The sequence below is a fragment of the Nocardioides panacisoli genome (genome assembly GCF_019448235.1).
GTDB classification, from domain to species: domain Bacteria; phylum Actinomycetota; class Actinomycetes; order Propionibacteriales; family Nocardioidaceae; genus Nocardioides; species Nocardioides panacisoli_A.
In genome coordinates, this window is sequence record NZ_CP080409.1 from 403270 (window position 1) to 418947 (window position 15678).

The window sequence follows — 15678 nt, forward strand, 5'->3', positions numbered from 1 at the left end:
GGTTTTTTGTTGGGTACGCACCACGATCGACGAAGGAAGCGACACGGATGAGTGAGCAGCAGCAGCCGGGCGCACGCACCCCGGTGACGGGCGCGGAGAGCCTGGTGAAGTCGCTGGAGGCAGCGGGCGTCACCGACGTCTTCGGCATCCCCGGCGGCGCCATCCTCCCCGCCTACGACCCCCTGATGGACTCCTCCATCCGCCACATCCTGGTGCGCCACGAGCAGGGTGCCGGCCACGCCGCCCAGGGCTACGCCGCCGCGACCGGCCGGGTCGGCGTGTGCATGGCGACCTCGGGGCCGGGCGCCACCAACCTGGTGACGCCGTTGGCCGACGCCCACATGGACTCGGTGCCGATGGTCGCGGTCACCGGCCAGGTCGGTGCGGGTGCGATCGGCACCGACGCCTTCCAGGAGGCCGACATCCGCGGCATCACGATGCCGATCACCAAGCACAACTTCCTGGTCACCGACCCCCGCGACATCCCGGGCACGGTGGCGCAGGCCTTCCACATCGCACAGACCGGACGCCCCGGCCCGGTCCTGGTCGACGTCGCGAAGTCGGCACTGCAGGCCCAGACCGAGTTCGTCTGGCCCACCGAGCTCCAGCTGCCCGGCTACCGGCCCGTGACCCGGCCGCACGCCAAGCAGGTCCGCGAGGCGGCGAAGCTGATCCTCGAGGCGCGCCGGCCGGTGCTCTACGTCGGCGGCGGCACCATCCGCTCCGGGGCGGCCAAGGAGCTGCGGGAGCTGGCCGAGCTCACCGGCATGCCGGTCGTGACCACCCTGATGGCGCGCGGCGCGTTCCCCGACTCCCACCCGCAGCACCTGGGCATGCCGGGCATGCACGGCACCGTCGCCGCGGTCGCGGGCATGCAGAAGAGTGACCTGCTGATCAGCCTCGGTGCGCGCTTCGACGACCGCGTCACCGGACTCCTGGAGTCCTTCGCCCCCGACGCCAAGGTCATCCACGCCGACATCGACCCGGCCGAGATCGGCAAGAACCGCCACGCCGACGTCCCGATCGTGGGCGACGTCCGCGAGGTCCTGCTGGACCTGATCACCACGCTGCGCACCGAGGCCGACGCCGGCCACACCGGTGACTACGAGGCGTGGGTCAACTTCCTCGCCGGCGTGAAGAAGACCTACCCGCTGGGCTATGACGAGCCCGACGACGGCGGCCTCGCGCCGCAGTACGTCATCGAGCGACTCGGTGCGCTGGCCGGTGAGGACGCGATCTACACCGCCGGCGTCGGCCAGCACCAGATGTGGGCCGCGCACTTCGTGGGCTACGAGGCGCCCAACCGGTGGATCAACTCCGGAGGCCTCGGCACCATGGGCTTCTCGGTGCCCGCCGCGATGGGCGCCAAGGTCGGCATGCCCGACAACACGGTGTGGGCGATCGACGGTGACGGCTGTTTCCAGATGACCAACCAGGAGCTCGCCACCTGCGCGATCAACGACATCCCGATCAAGGTCGCGGTCATCAACAACGAGTCGCTGGGCATGGTGCGGCAGTGGCAGACGCTGTTCTACAACGAGCGCTACTCCAACACCGACCTGCACTCCAAGCGGGTCCCGGACTTCGTCAAGCTCGCCGAGGCCTACGGCTGCGTCGGCCTGGCGTGTGACTCGCCCGAGGACGTGGACGCCACCATCGCCAAGGCGATGGAGATCAACGACGCGCCGGTCGTGGTCGACTTCCGTGTCCACCGCGACGCGATGGTCTGGCCGATGGTCGCGGCCGGCACCAGCAACGACGACATCAAGTACGCCCGCGACCTGGCCCCGACGTTCGAGGAGGACGAGCTGTGAGCACCCACACCCTCTCGGTGCTGGTCGAGAACAAGCCCGGTGTCCTGGCGCGGATCGCAGGACTCTTCAGCCGGCGCGGCTTCAACATCGACTCGCTCGCCGTGGGCCCCACCGAGCACGACGACGTGTCCCGGATGACCATTGCCGTCAACGTGGCGGAGAACCCGCTGGAGCAGGTCACCAAGCAGCTCAACAAGCTGGTCGAGGTGATCAAGATCGTGGAGCTGGAGGACGACGCCTCGGTCAACCGGGAGCTCGTGCTGGTCAAGGTCGGCGCCTCGCCCGAGACACGCGGTGAGGTCCTCGACTGCGTCCAGCTGTTCCGGGCCAAGGTCATCGACGTGGCCCCGGACGCGCTCACGATCCAGATCGTGGGCAACCCCGACAAGATCAAGGACTTCCTGCGGGTCATCGAGCCCTACGGGATCCGTGAGCTGGTCCAGTCGGGCATGGTCGCCATCGGCCGGGGCTCCCGGTCGATCTCCGAGCGCGGCAAGCCCGTCGCCGTACCCGTGCCGCCCGCCGCGGGCGGGTAGCAGTGATCCCCGGCCGACCGGGGATCGCCCACCTTGTCCGGCACTGCAGTGCCGGACAAGGTGGGTGAACACCAGACAACCCCCGGCCGCCGTCCGAGGCGGCGGGGTCAACGAACGAGACGAAGGAGAGCCCGACCGTGGCCGAGATCTACTACGACGACGATGCCGACCTGTCCCTGATCCAGGACAAGCACGTGGCGGTCATCGGATATGGCAGCCAGGGCCATGCCCACGCACTCAACCTGCGTGACTCCGGTGTCGACGTGCGCGTCGGGCTCCCCGAGGGGTCCAGGAGCCGCCCGAAGGCCGAGGAGGAGGGTCTGAAGGTGCTCACGCCCGCCGAGGCGGTCGAGGAGGCCGACGTCGTCGTGGTCCTCGCACCCGACCAGTACCAGCGCGACCTCTACCGGGAGTCCATCGAGCCGCACCTGGCCGCGGGGGACACCCTCGTCTTCGGCCACGGCTTCAACGTGCGCTTCGGCTACATCCAGGCGCCCGAGGGCGTCGACGTCATCCTCGTCGCGCCGAAGGCCCCCGGCCACACCGTGCGCCGCGAGTTCGTCGCCGGCCGCGGCATCCCCGACATCATCGCCGTCGAGCAGGACGCCTCGGGTTCGGCCTGGGAGCTGGCGAAGTCCTACGCCAAGGGCATCGGCGGCACCCGCGCCGGCGTCATCAAGACCACCTTCACCGAGGAGACCGAGACCGACCTGTTCGGTGAGCAGGCCGTGCTGTGCGGCGGCGTCTCGCACCTGGTCCAGGCCGGGTTCGAGACCCTCACCGAGGCCGGCTACCAGCCCGAGATCGCCTACTTCGAGGTGTTGCACGAGCTCAAGCTCATCGTCGACCTGATGGCGGAGGGCGGCATCGCCAAGCAGCGGTGGAGCGTCTCCGACACCGCCGAGTACGGCGACTACGTCTCCGGTCCGCGGGTCATCGGCCCCGAGGTCAAGCAGGCGATGAAGGGCGTGCTGGACGAGATCCAGGACGGCTCCTTCGCCAAGCGCTTCATCGACGACCAGGACAACGGCGCGACGGAGTTCAACCAGCTCCGCGAGAAGGAGGCCGGCCACCCGATCGAGGCGACCGGCAAGGCGCTGCGCGGCCACTTCTCCTGGCAGCAGATCGACGACGACTACACCGAGGGCTCCGCCGCCCGCTGAGTCGCGTCGACAGCGGCCGCACGCGCTGTCGACGTGCGGCTTCCCGACACCCCCGCGTGGAACATCCACCGGGGGTGTCGGCGTTCTGCCCGACATGCGTATCGAGATCTGGTCCGACGTCGTGTGCCCGTGGTGCTACATCGGCAAGCGCCGCTGGGAGGGCGCGCTCGCGGAGTTCGAGCACGCCGACCAGGTGGAGGTCGTCTGGCGTTCCTTCCAGCTCGACCCGGGCGCGTCCACCGAGCCCGGGCCGGTCGCTGCCGAGCACCTCGGCCGCAAGTACGGCGGGGGGTCGGACGCCGGTCGCGACATGGTCGACCGCATGGAGGCCGTCGCGGCCGAGGAGGGCATGGTCTGGCGCCACCACGAGTCGCGCCCGGTCAACACCGTCGACGCCCACCGGCTGCTGCACCTGGCCCTGGCCGAGAGCGGCACGACCGTGCAGGCCACCTTGAAGGAGGAGCTGCTGGCGGCGTACTTCGTCCGTGCGGAGAACATCGCCGACCACGAGGTGCTGCGGACGGCTGCCGAGAAGGCCGGGCTGCCCGCGGACCGGGTCGCTGACGTGCTGGCGTCCGGTGAGTACCGCCAGGACGTCTTCGCCGACCAGGACCAGGCCCACGAGTACGGCGCCGGCGGGGTGCCGTTCGCCGTCGTCGACGGCCGGTACGGCGTCTCCGGCGCCCAGCCCGCCGCCACGTTGCTGGAGGTACTGCACAAGGCGTGGGAGGCCGCGCACCCGGTCGTGGAGATGACCGGAGCCGCCGGGGCCGACGTCTGCGGCCCCGACGGCTGCTCCTGACCAGCGGCTCCGCGGCCGCCGGTCAAGGGGTCACTTCACCTCCGAGCGCAGCAGCAGCCGGGTGCCGACCAGGCACGGCAGCACGACCCAGATCAGCGTCGTGACGCCCAGCTGCGCCCACTGCTCGCCGGTGGGCACCTGGTCATACAGCGGGAACATCGCCGTGTTGAGCTCGAACCACGCGGCGTTGTCGAACCACCACTGGTTCACGCCCGCCAGCGCGCCGGAGATGCCCGGCAGCACCATGCCCCACACGAAGTAGCCCACGATCGCGGCGGGCGTGCTGCGGAACAGCGCCGCCAGCGCGAAGCCGACCAGCATCGTGATGATCATGGCGAGCAGGAGCTGGCCGAAGACCTGGGTCTCGAGGTTCCACACCGGGTCCTCGCCGGCGATCGCGGTGCCGACGACGTTGCCGACGGCACCGGCACCCATGGCGATGCCCATGCCGGCCAGGCCGATGACGAGGATGTCGACGAGCTTGGCGGCGATCACACGACCGCGACTCGGCACCAGCGTGAAGGTCGTCAGGGCGGTGCGCTGGCTCCACTCACTGGTCACGGCGAGGATGGCGATGATCGGCAGGACCACCGACATCGGGATGCCGACCGCGGTGCCGAAGGTCTCGTACGTCAGGTCCTCGGCGTCGGCGAAGACGATCACCCCGGCGGTGGTCAGTAGGGAGACGATCACGACGCTGGCCATGAGCCAGAGCCCGGCGCGGGTGTCGAACATCTTCTGGAACTCCACGCCCAGGATCCGCGTGAACGGGATCGGGGCGGGAGCGGTGCGCTGCTGCGGGCGCGTGGGCGCCGGGCGAGTGTCGGTGGCGCTGTCGGTGGCGGTGGTGGTGCTCATGCTGCTGCTCCTTCGAGGTGGTCGCGCTGGCTCTCGGCGGTGAGCTCCAGGAACATCTCCTCCAGCCCGGCACCGTCGGCGGCGCGGAGTTCGGTCAGGACGATCCCGGCGTCGTACGCCGTCCGGCCGACGGCGGCGAGGTCCCCGTCGGTGAGGAGGGCGCCGTCGAGCGGCTCGGCGGTGAAGCCGGCGCCGGTGAGGGCCCGGCGGAGGCCGTCGGTGTCGGCGGCGCGGACCAGGGTGTCGCCGCTGAGCAGCAGCTCCTGCTTGGTGCCCTGGGCGACGATGCGGCCGTTGCCGATGACGACGATGTCGTCGGCGATGACCTCGATCTCGTGCAGCAGGTGCGAGGAGAGCAGCACGGTGCCGCCCGCGTCGGCGAAGTCCCGCAGCAGGTCCCGCATCCAGCGGATGCCGGCCGGGTCGAGGCCGTTGGCCGGCTCGTCGAGGATCAGCACGTCGGGCTCGCCGATCAGCGCCGTAGCGATGCCCAGCCGCTGCCGCATGCCGAGGGAGTAGTTGCGCACGCGCCGGCCCGCCTCCTGCTCGGTGAGGCTGACCCGCTCCAGGGTCGCGGACACCCGCTCCTTGGGCAGCCCCATCGTCCGTTGCGCGATGCTGAGGACCTCCCGGCCGGTGCGGCCGGCGTGCTGCGCCGAGGCGTCGAGGAGTACGCCGACCTCCCGGCCGGGGTTGGGCAGGTCGGCGAAGTGCCGGTCGAGCACGGTGGCACTGCCGGCATCGGGCACGGTCAGCCCGACCATGGCGCGCATGGTCGTGGTCTTGCCGGCGCCGTTGGGACCGAGGAACCCGGTCACACGGCCCGGGCGGGCGGTGAAGGTGACGCCGTCGACGGCCGTGAAGCCGCCGTAGGACTTGGTCAGGTCGGTGATGTCGATCATGGCGGCGACTCTGCCGCGGCAGTGCCCCCGCGCGCGTCGGGCAGATCCCCGGACCCACCCCTGATCCGACCCTGAGGGGCACCGGGGGGAGGCACCGCGAGCGCGGGGCTTCGGCGCCGGGGTCCGTCTCGGGTACCGTGAGGTCGGGCACAGTGTCGTGCACGTTCCACGTCTCGTATGCACCCGCAGAGGACCCGCCCGTGACCGACCGCCCCGTCGTTCTCCTCGCCGAGGAGCTGAGCCCCGCCACCGTCGATGCCCTCGGGGGCGACTTCGAGATCCGCACCTGCGACGGCGCCGACCGGTCCTCGCTGCTCGCCGCCATCGTCGACGCCGACGCGATCCTGGTGCGGTCGGCCACCACGATCGACGCCGAGGCCCTGGCCGCTGCCACCCGGCTGAAAGTCGTCGCCCGCGCGGGGGTGGGCCTGGACAACGTCGACGTCCGCGCCGCGACGCAGTCGGGCGTGATGGTCGTCAACGCGCCCACCTCCAACATCGTGTCCGCCGCCGAGCTCGCGATCGCCCTGATGCTGGCGGCCGCCCGGCACGTCTCGCCGGCGCACGCGGCGCTGCGGCACGGCGAGTGGGCGCGCTCGCGCTACTCCGGCATCGAGCTCTTCGAGAAGACCGTCGGCATCGTGGGCCTGGGCCGGATCGGCGTCCTGGTCGCCCAGCGCCTGAGCGCCTTCGGCATGGACGTCATCGCCTACGACCCCTACGTGCAGGCCGGCCGGGCGGCGCAGATCGGGGTGCGACTGGTCGACCTGGACACGCTGATGGCCGAGTCGGACTTCCTCTCCGTCCACCTGCCCAGGACGCCCGAGACCGTCGGCCTCATCGGGGCCGAGCAGCTGGCCCACGCCAAGCCGTCACTGGTGCTGGTCAACGCGGCGCGCGGCGGCATCGTGGACGAGGACGCCCTGCACGCCGCGCTCAAGGACGGCCGCATCGCCGCCGCCGGTCTCGACGTCTACGCCGAGGAACCCTGCACCGACAGCCCGCTGTTCGGGCTCGACAACGTCGTCGCGACCCCGCACCTGGGGGCGTCCACGGAGGAGGCGCAGGAGAAGGCCGGCGTGGCCGTCGCCCGGTCCGTGCGGCTCGCGCTCGCCGGCGAGCTGGTCCCGGACGCGGTCAACGTGCAGGGGGGCGTGATCGCCGAGGAGGTCCGCCCCGGCATCGGCCTGACCGAGCGACTCGGCCAGATCTTCACCGGCGTCGCCGGTGAGGTCGCCCAGCAGCTCGACGTCGAGGTCCGCGGCGAGATCACCGTCCACGACGTCAAGGTGCTCGAGCTGGCCGCGCTCAAGGGCGTCTTCACCGGCATCGTGGAGGAGAAGGTCTCCTACGTGAACGCGCCGCTGCTCGCGGCCGAGCGCGGCACGGAGGTCCGGCTCGTGACGGCCGTGGAGAGCCCCGACCACCGCAACATGATCACGCTGCGGGGCACGCTCCCCGACGGTTCGCAGGTTTCGGTGAGCGGCACCCTGCTGGGCATCCACCGACGCGAGCGGCTGGTCGAGGTCAACGGCTACGACATCGAGGTCGAGCCGACGCGCCATCTGGCGTTCTTCACCTACGCCGACCGCCCCGGCATGGTCGGCACGGTCGGTCAGGTGCTCGGCGACGCGGGCGTCAACATCGCCGGCATGCAGGTGGCACGGGAGGCCAAGGGCGGCCAGGCGCTGGTCGCGCTCTCGGTCGACTCCGCGATCCCCGGCGAGGCGCTGGACCGGATCGCCGTCGCCATCGACGCCACGATGATCCGCGCGGTGGACCTCGTCGACGGCTGAGCCGTGCCCCGGGCTCAGGCCACCATCACCGGGTCGGTCGTCGTACGCCGCGGGGGTGCGGTGCCCTCGGTGTCGGCCCAGGCGGCGGCCAGGCGGCGTACGGCCTCGGTGAGCTCCTCGGCGGGGCGGGTGAAGGTCAGCCGCAGGTAGCGGTCGAGCCCACCGGCGGGCGCGAACGCGGGCCCCGGCGCGAGGTGGACGTCGTACGCCGCAGCGGCGTCGACGAGGCGGCGCGAGGATCCCGGCAGAGCGCACCACAGCGCCATGCCGCCCTCCGGCACCCGGAAGCGCCAGTCGGGCAGGTGCTCGCCGAGTGCCGCGACCAGGGCGTCGCGCTGGGTGCGGAGCCGGGCGGTGTGCTCGGCCAGCACCTGCGTGAAGCCGTCCTCGAGCAGGTGGAGCATCACGAGTTGTTCCAGCACGGGGGCGCCGAGGTCGAGGGTGATGCGGGACTGGACCAGCGTGTCGACCAGGGGTGCGGGGGAGCGGATCCAGCCGATCCGCAGCCCACCCCACACGCTCTTGCTGGCGCTGCCGATGGTGATCGCGTCCGGCGCCAGGGTGGCGAAGGGCGGCGCATCCGTCCCCTCGTCGAGGCGCAGCGCCTGGTGCGCCTCATCGACCAGGGCCACCCCGCCGTGGCGGCGCAGCTCGGCGGCGTAGCGGTGGCGGTCGGCCTCGGGCATCACCAGGCCCGTGGGGTTGTGGAACTCCGGCATCACGTGCGCGAGCACCGGGCGGCGGCGTCGCAGGGTGGAGGCGATCTGGTCCAGGTCCCACCCGTCGGGCTCGATGGGCGTGGTGACGGTGCGGCCGCCGCCGGCGCGCACGGCCTGCACCGCGTTGGGGTAGGTCGGCGAGTCGACGAGCACCCGTGCGCCACCGGTGGCCAGTGCCCGGCCGACGGTCGCGGTGGCCGCCAGGGCGCCCGCGGTGACGATGATCTGCTCGGGCCGCGTGGGCAGGCCACGCTCGTCGTACGTCGCCGCGAGCGCCGCCTGGAGCGCCGGCAGCCCGGCGGGGTAGTAGCCGTGGCTGCCCAGGTGGGCCGGCATCCGCGCCGCGGCCTCGGCGTATGCCGCCGCGATGCCGGGCGGGGCGCTCGCGGCCGCGCAGGTCAGGTCGATGCCGCTCACCTCGCCGGGCCGCAGCGCACGGTCGTAGGCGCGGACCGGGCCGCCGGGCAGCTGGGTGAAGGTGCCGGCGCCGTGGCGGGCCTCGGCGTACCCGGTGTCGCGGAGCTCGGCGTAGGCACGGGTGACGGTGGTGCGGGAGACGCCGAGGGAGGCGGTGAGCTCACGCTCGCTGGGCAGCCGCGTGCCGTAGCCGATGCGCCCGTCGCCGATGACCTCCCGCAGGGCCGTGGCGAGTCCGAGGTAGGCGGGGGAGCGGTCGAAGCCGTCGACGAGCGCGGCGACTCGCGGCGCGGAAATGGCCTGCGTCATGCAGTCCAGTAGATCACGAGTGGCTATGGAGAACCAGTCCACTCGGCGGCAGACTGAACGGCATGACGATCGCCGACCTCCGCCCCGACGGCGCGGTGCTGGTGGACCTGGGGCCGGTGGCCCAGCTGCGTGCCGGCCGGCTGCTGCTCCGCCTCCCGCAATTGGTGATCGGGCTCTACCTGTTCGGGGCGAGCCTGGCGATGATGGTCCGCGCCGGCGTGGGGACCGCTCCGTGGGACGTGCTCCACCTCGGCCTGATCCGTCACCTGCCGCTGAGCCTGGGGCAGGTCGTCATCGCGCTCAGCTTCGTGGTGCTGCTGGCCTGGATCCCGCTGCGGGAGCGTCCCGGGATCGGCACCATCGCCAACGCACTCCTGGTGGGCCTCTCCGCCGACGCGACGCTGCTGCTGCTCGACGCCCCCGAGGCCATGGCGGCCCGCGTCGCGCTGATGGTCGGGGGCGTGGTGCTGTGCGGCTTCGCCTCGGCGCTCTACATCGGCGCCCAGTTCGGTCGTGGCCCGCGCGACGGCCTGATGACGGGGCTGAGCCGGCGCACCGGCTGGTCGCTGCGCGCGGTCCGCACCGCCCTGGAGCTCGGCGTGGTGCTCGTGGGCATCCTGCTGGGGGGCGTCGCCGGCCTGGGCACGATCGTCTACGCGCTGGGCATCGGTCCGCTCACCCAGGCGCTGCTCCCGTGGTGCCTGGTGCGGCTCGACGTCGAGGACTGAGTCTGGTGGACCTCCCTGAACCGTCCCCGAAAATCCCCGCGAGCCATGTCTCGCAGGCGGGTCGGGTGGATAGTCTCGAGGCATGACCTCTGAAGGTGCTGCTGCTCCTGAGCCGGGTGCCGACGCGCTGGCGCCGGGCACACTGACCCCGCCCGACCCCGGCATCACCCTCAACGCGCCGGCTGCGCCCCCACGCGTGGCGGAGACGCAGGCGCCGAAGATGGCGCCGCAGGTGCCCGAGGAGATGGTGCCGGAGCTGGACGAGAAGGTCGACACCTTCCTCGCGGCGCTGTCGGAGGAGTCGATCGGCAGCCCGGAGTTCGCCCAGCAGGCGGAGTCGGTCCGCACCATGGGCGACGGCGACATCCGGCGTGCTGCCGAGACCTCCAACCGGATGCTCGACAAGCCGGTCAACGCGCTGCAGGAGGGCGCCATCGCCGAGGCCTCGGACGTGAGCAAGACCCTCACCGCGCTGCGCCGCACCGTGGAGGACCTCGACCCCAGCGAGGCCACCGGGGTGAAGAAGTTCTGGCAGAAGCTGCCCTTCACCAGCAAGGTCGAGGACTACTTCCGCAAGTACCAGTCCGCGCAGGGCCAGCTCGACAGCATCCTGCACGCCCTGCGGGGCGGCCAGGACGAGCTCACCCGCGACAACGTGGCGCTCAACCTGGAGAAGGCCAACCTGTGGGCCACGATGGGACGGCTCAACCAGTACGTCTACATCGCCGAGCGGCTCGACGCCCGTCTCTCGGCGCGGGTCGCCGAGCTCGAGGTCAGCGACCCCGAGGCCGCGGCGGCGCTGTCGAAGGACGTGTTGTTCTACGTCCGCCAGAAGCACCAGGACCTGCTCACCCAGCTCGCGGTGTCGATCCAGAGCTACCTGGCGATCGACATCATCATCAAGAACAACCTGGAGCTCATCAAGGGCGTCGACCGTGCGACCACGACGACCGTCTCGGCGCTGCGCACCGCGGTCATCGTCGCCCAGGCCCTGGGCAACCAGAAGCTCGTGCTGGACCAGATCGACGCGCTCAACACGACCACCTCGGCGATGATCAAGGGCACCTCGGAGATGCTGCGCGAGAACTCCTCGGCCATCCAGGAGCAGGCCGCCTCCTCGACGATCGGCATGGAGGAGCTGCGGGCGGCGTTCGCCAACATCTACGCCACCATGGACTCCATCGACTCCTTCAAGGTCAAGGCGCTGGACTCGATGTCGACCACGATCGGCGTGCTGGAGACCGAGGTCGCCAAGTCGCGTGACTACCTCGACCGCGTCCAGCAGCACGACCAGCGCAACGCGACCGGCGCCCTCGACATCGGTTGAGGCGTCGCGACCGGTGGGCGTCAAGGACTGGTGGCAACGACGGTTCGGTGAGGCGGCCGAGGACGAGTACGTCGTCCCCGCACCCCCCACCGAGGCCGACGTCCTCGCTGCCCTCAACCGCGTCAACGCGATGTTGCGGGAGCACAACGCGCCCGCGGTGGTGACCACGCGCGTGCTGCGCATCGCGCGCACGATCCACCAGACCCTGCCGCGGCTGCGCGGCCTGGGCCTGGCCAGCCAGGAGGGCTACAGCATCGTCGCCACGGCCACCGACTACCTGCCCGAGGCCGTCGGGGGCTACCTCCGACTGCCGCGGCAGTGGGCCGACACGCGACCGGTCGAGGGGTCCAAGACCTCCCTGATGCTGCTGATCGAGCAGCTGGACCTGCTGACGGTCACCATGGACCAGATCGCCGACGCCGCCAACCGCGCCGATGCGCAGGCGCTCATCGCACACGGTCGCTTCCTCGACGCCAAGTTCGGCCACCACGCCGACGGCGGCACCGACCTCAGCCTGGGGACCCCGTGACCGCGCCCCGCGACCTCCGCACCGCGCTCGCGGCGCTCCACGACGTCGCCACGGCCGCCGGGCTCGACACCACCGCGGCGCGGGCCGAGGGCGAGGCCCTCGCCGCGACCGTCGCGGAACCCTCCCGCGGCGCCTACCTCGACTGGGCCGCCGCGGTCGACAGCCCCGGCGGCGCGACCGCGTTCTACGACGCCGCGTCCAACGGGCGCCGGTTCCGGGTCGCCCCCACGCCGGGCATGGCGCTGCTCGCGCTGCAGCGCTCACCGCACGCGCCGGCGTACGCCGCGGCGCTGGGGGACGTCGCCCACGCCGCGACCGGACTGGGCGAGGGAGCCCCGCGGTGCCTGGGCAACGCCGCCACGGCATCGGCCGCGCAGCTCGTCGAGCATGCCGAGACGGCGCCAACTCGGCTGTCGTCGGCCCCCGTCGGCGACCCCGTGGGCCGAGTTGGCGCCGACTCGACGGGTGTGGCAGCCGCGGAGGAGGCGGGTGGTCCGGTCGAGACGGCCGAGGTCGCCCCGGCGCCGACGGTCGAGGAGCTGCTCGCCGAGCTGGACGCCCTCGTCGGTCTCCGCGAGGTCAAGGACGAGATCCACCGCCAGGCCGCCGTGCTCCGCGTCGAGGGGCTGCGCCAGCGTGCCGGCCTGGCCACCACGACCATCACCCGCCACCTGGTGTTCAACGGCAACCCCGGCACCGGCAAGACCACCGTGGCGCGCCTCGTCGCCGGGATCTACCGCGCCCTCGGACTGCTCTCGCAGGGCCAGCTCGTCGAGGTCGACCGGGCCGACCTGGTGGCCGGCTACCTCGGCCAGACGGCGGAGAAGACCAGCCAGGTCGTGGCCTCGGCCGTCGGCGGTGTGCTCTTCATCGACGAGGCCTACGCCCTCACCGGCGACCAGTACGGCTCCGAGGCCGTCGACACGCTGGTCAAGGAGATGGAGGACGAGCGCGACGACCTGGTGGTGATCGTGGCCGGCTATCCCGCGCCGATGGCCCGGTTCATCGGCCAGAACCCCGGCCTGGCGAGCCGGTTCCGCACCACCATCGAGTTCGCCGACTACACCGACGACGAGCTCGTGGAGATCTTCGCGTCGATGGCCCACGGCGCCGACTACGACGCCGATGAGGACGTCCTCGCAGCGTTGCGGACGGTCCTCTCCGCGACCCCGCGCGATGAGGCGTTCGGCAACGCCCGCCACGTGCGGAACCTCCTCGAGGCGGCGATCGGCCGCCACGCATGGCGACTGCGCGAGGTCGAGGACCCCAGCATCGACGACCTCCGCACCCTCGAGCCCGTCGACCTCACCCCGGACCGGGGCGAGCCCGATGAGTGACGCCCCGGCCGCCGCCGTCGACCGCGACCACGCCGACCGTGCCGACCCTGCTGACCGGGCCGACGTCACCGTCGACACCCCCGCACGCCTGACCCGGTGGCAGGCACTGGGCACCGCCGCGCTGGCACTCTTCGGCCTGGCCGGTGCCACCGTCCTCGCGCTCGGTCATGCCGCCGACGGTCGCGCCGCTGGCGACACCGAACAGCTGGTGCGGGTCCAGCAGGTGCAGTCCTCCCTGCTGCGCGCCGACGCCGTGGCGACGACCGCTCTGCTGGCGGGAGAGGGCGCACCCGAGCAGCCCGCGGCGTACGACGTCGCGATCGACGCGGCGCTCACGGGCATCACCGAGGCGGCCGAGGCCCAGCCCGCGGACAGCGAGGAGCTGGTCGCCCTCACCGTCGCGGTCAACGACTACGTGACCGCCGTCGCGAGCGCGACCACCGACGCCGGCGTCGCCGCAGCCGGGGAGACACTCCGGGCGGAGGCGTTGCCGCTGCTGACTGCCCTGGTCGCGGACAACACCTCGCGCGCGGAGGACGCCATGGCCGGTCAGCAGCCGTGGCTGCTGCTCGCGGCCGGTCTGGTAGCGCTCGGGACCCTGGTCTGGGTGCACCGCCGCCTCGCCCGTGCCTTCCGGCGCCACGTCAACGTCGGTCTGCTCCTGGCGGCCCTGGTCGTGGTCGCGACGACGGCCGGCACCACGGCCGCGGCCTTCGCCGCAGCTGCCAGCAACGAGGAGGTCCGCGACGGTCCGTTCCGCACCGCCGTCGACCAGGCGGCCGCCCGCACGGCCGCCAACGACGCCAAGGCCAACGAGAGCCTGCGCCTGGTCCAGGGCGGGAGCGGCGCCGACCAGGAGGCCGCCTGGCGCGAGTCCGCCGAGGTCGTCGCGGAGCGCGGGGCCGGGGACGCGGCACCGCTGTGGCAGGACTACGTCGCCCAGCACGAGCGGATCCTGGCGCTCCTCGCGGACGGCGACCGCGACGGTGCGCGGCAGGTTGCGACCGCCGGGTCCGGTGGGTCGACGGCGGCGCTGGACGCCTACGACGAGGCGGCCCAGCAAGAGACCGCCGAGGCCGCTGCGGCCGCCACCGACGAGCTGCGCGGCGACCGATGGGTCGCCCTGCTGCTGGCCGGCACCACGGTGCTCGCCGCGGCCGCTGCGGCCGGCCTCCTCGCCCGCGGGATCGGCGTACGACGCCGGGAGTTCGCGTGAGCGGCCCCGCCGCCGACACCGCGCCCCGCCCACCCGGCCGGCTGGGCGAGGCCCTCGACGTCGAGGACGTACGCCGCTACCTGGCCGACCTCACCGACTGGCTGCACGCGCGCCGCACCGAGCTGGAGCAGCTCGACGCGCACGCGCTCGCCACCGATCGTGGTGCGGAGATCACCGCCGACATGTCGCTGGCGCTGGCGTCCTGGAAGGCCATCGACGACCGGCACCAGCTCGCGCTCGCCACCTTCGACGGCGGCCGGGTCACCGTCACCGACCGTGAGCGCCTCGCCGCCCTGCTGTGGGGGCGCCTGGACGGCGCGAACGTCGACATGCCCGGCGGCCTCGCGGTCTCGCTGCTGGAGGCGTGCCGGCTCAACGACGCCCTCACCGGGCAGTTGCGGGCCCGACTCGCGGTGGCCCCCGGCGAGGCCGCGACCACCACCCGCCTCGCCGACCTGCGCGCCCAGCTGGTGCGCATCGAGGACCAGGTGGCGCTGGAGCCCGAGGAGTCGCGCGAGGCGGAGGTGGCGCGACTCGCCGGCCTGCTGGCCCGGCTGGAGGACGTGAGCGACCGCGCCCGGCGCGGAGGGGACGTGGGCGGCCTGCTGGCCCCGCTGGAGGTCGAGGTGGCCACCCATGAGCGGGACCTCATCGTCGGCCACGCCGAGCGTCGCGACACCCGCGATCGTGCCCGCGCGACGCTGGAACTGCGCGACGACCTCGTCGCGCGGGCCGCGGCGCTGGAGCGCCTCGCCGCGCGGTGCGCCGCCACCGTGGACACGGCTCCGCACTACGCCGTGCCCGACGTCGACGCCCTCGGTCCCGTGCCGCAGGACCCCGCGGGGCTGCAGGAGCACCGGCGCCGTCTCGACCGGGTCTCGGAGGCCCTCGAGTGGGCCCAGGACCGCTACGCCGCCGCCCTCGGCGAGCACCACGACCTGCTCGCCGAGCTCGACGACCGCGCGGAGGCCGCCCGCGCCGCGGGACTCGGCGGTCACGCCGACCTCGACGCCGCGGAGCGCGTGGCCCGCGAGGTCCTCGACCGCCGACCGGCACCCATGGCGCTGGCCCGACAGCTCGTCGCCACCCACCGCGCCTGGCTGGAGCACCTCACCACCGACGGGGTCAGCGGGCTATGAAGTGCACCCAGCCCGGCTGCGACGGGACCCTCCTCGACGGCTACTGCGACGTGTGCGGAATGGCGGGCAGCCCCGGAGCCACGAGC

14 protein-coding genes are annotated in these 15678 nt (G+C 72.6%); 11 read left to right on the forward strand and 3 right to left on the reverse strand.

Annotation, left to right across the window (positions count from 1 at the left end; genetic code table 11):
* Positions 1 to 47 precede the first annotated feature (47 nt).
* From KUV85_RS01970 to KUV85_RS01985, 4 genes are all read left to right on the forward strand, one after another.
* Positions 48 to 1814, forward strand: coding sequence for an acetolactate synthase large subunit (locus tag KUV85_RS01970; protein ID WP_219961542.1), 1767 nt, complete (start codon positions 48 to 50; stop codon positions 1812 to 1814).
* A complete protein-coding gene (gene ilvN / locus KUV85_RS01975) occupies positions 1811 to 2350 on the forward strand; it encodes an acetolactate synthase small subunit (protein WP_219961543.1) in 540 nt (179 codons plus the stop codon). Before KUV85_RS01970 ends, ilvN begins: the two co-directional genes overlap by 4 nt.
* A gap of 137 nt (positions 2351 to 2487) precedes the next feature.
* On the forward strand, positions 2488 to 3513 hold the full coding sequence (gene ilvC, locus KUV85_RS01980; protein ID WP_219961544.1) for a ketol-acid reductoisomerase: 1026 nt from the start codon (positions 2488 to 2490) through the stop codon (positions 3511 to 3513).
* Between the two features lie 94 nt (positions 3514 to 3607).
* A complete protein-coding gene (locus KUV85_RS01985) occupies positions 3608 to 4315 on the forward strand; it encodes a DsbA family oxidoreductase (protein WP_219961545.1) in 708 nt (235 codons plus the stop codon).
* Between the two features lie 30 nt (positions 4316 to 4345).
* Here KUV85_RS01985 and KUV85_RS01990 read toward each other — a convergent pair whose 3' ends face one another.
* Together KUV85_RS01990 and KUV85_RS01995 are read right to left on the reverse strand one after the other, a co-directional pair.
* A complete protein-coding gene (locus KUV85_RS01990; protein WP_219961546.1) occupies positions 4346 to 5173 on the reverse strand; it encodes an ABC transporter permease subunit in 828 nt (275 codons plus the stop codon).
* Complete coding sequence (locus KUV85_RS01995; RefSeq protein WP_219961547.1) at positions 5170 to 6075, reverse strand: ABC transporter ATP-binding protein; 906 nt, start codon at positions 6073 to 6075, stop codon at positions 5170 to 5172. Before KUV85_RS01995 ends, KUV85_RS01990 begins: the two co-directional genes overlap by 4 nt.
* 200 nt (positions 6076 to 6275) lie before the next feature.
* Between KUV85_RS01995 and serA the strand changes: the two genes are divergently transcribed.
* A complete protein-coding gene (gene serA, locus KUV85_RS02000; protein WP_219961548.1) occupies positions 6276 to 7871 on the forward strand; it encodes a phosphoglycerate dehydrogenase in 1596 nt (531 codons plus the stop codon).
* A 14-nt stretch (positions 7872 to 7885) separates the two neighbouring features.
* Here the strand turns inward: serA and KUV85_RS02005 are convergent, their stop codons facing one another.
* Entirely contained in the window at positions 7886 to 9316 is a 1431-nt protein-coding gene (locus tag KUV85_RS02005) for a PLP-dependent aminotransferase family protein (RefSeq protein WP_219961549.1), read from the reverse strand.
* A gap of 62 nt (positions 9317 to 9378) precedes the next feature.
* On the opposite strand from KUV85_RS02005, the gene KUV85_RS02010 reads away from it, so the two are divergent.
* The 6 genes from KUV85_RS02010 to KUV85_RS02035 all read left to right on the forward strand — a co-directional run bounded on the left by KUV85_RS02010 (position 9379) and on the right by KUV85_RS02035 (position 15592).
* Entirely contained in the window at positions 9379 to 10044 is a 666-nt protein-coding gene (locus KUV85_RS02010; RefSeq protein WP_219961550.1) for a YczE/YyaS/YitT family protein, read from the forward strand.
* Between the two features lie 82 nt (positions 10045 to 10126).
* Entirely contained in the window at positions 10127 to 11371 is a 1245-nt protein-coding gene (locus KUV85_RS02015; protein ID WP_219961551.1) for a toxic anion resistance protein, read from the forward strand.
* Between the two features lie 13 nt (positions 11372 to 11384).
* On the forward strand, positions 11385 to 11900 hold the full coding sequence (locus KUV85_RS02020; protein ID WP_219961552.1) for a hypothetical protein: 516 nt from the start codon (positions 11385 to 11387) through the stop codon (positions 11898 to 11900).
* Positions 11897 to 13237 (forward strand): AAA family ATPase, encoded by a 1341-nt coding sequence (locus tag KUV85_RS02025; protein WP_219961553.1) that lies wholly within the window; start codon positions 11897 to 11899, stop codon positions 13235 to 13237. Before KUV85_RS02020 ends, KUV85_RS02025 begins: the two co-directional genes overlap by 4 nt.
* Positions 13230 to 14453 (forward strand): hypothetical protein, encoded by a 1224-nt coding sequence (locus tag KUV85_RS02030; RefSeq protein WP_219961554.1) that lies wholly within the window; start codon positions 13230 to 13232, stop codon positions 14451 to 14453. Before KUV85_RS02025 ends, KUV85_RS02030 begins: the two co-directional genes overlap by 8 nt.
* Positions 14450 to 15592, forward strand: a complete 1143-nt coding sequence (locus tag KUV85_RS02035; protein ID WP_219961555.1) for a hypothetical protein — start codon at positions 14450 to 14452, stop codon at positions 15590 to 15592. The genes KUV85_RS02030 and KUV85_RS02035 overlap by 4 nt, the downstream gene beginning before the upstream one ends.
* Positions 15593 to 15678: the final 86 nt, after the last annotated feature.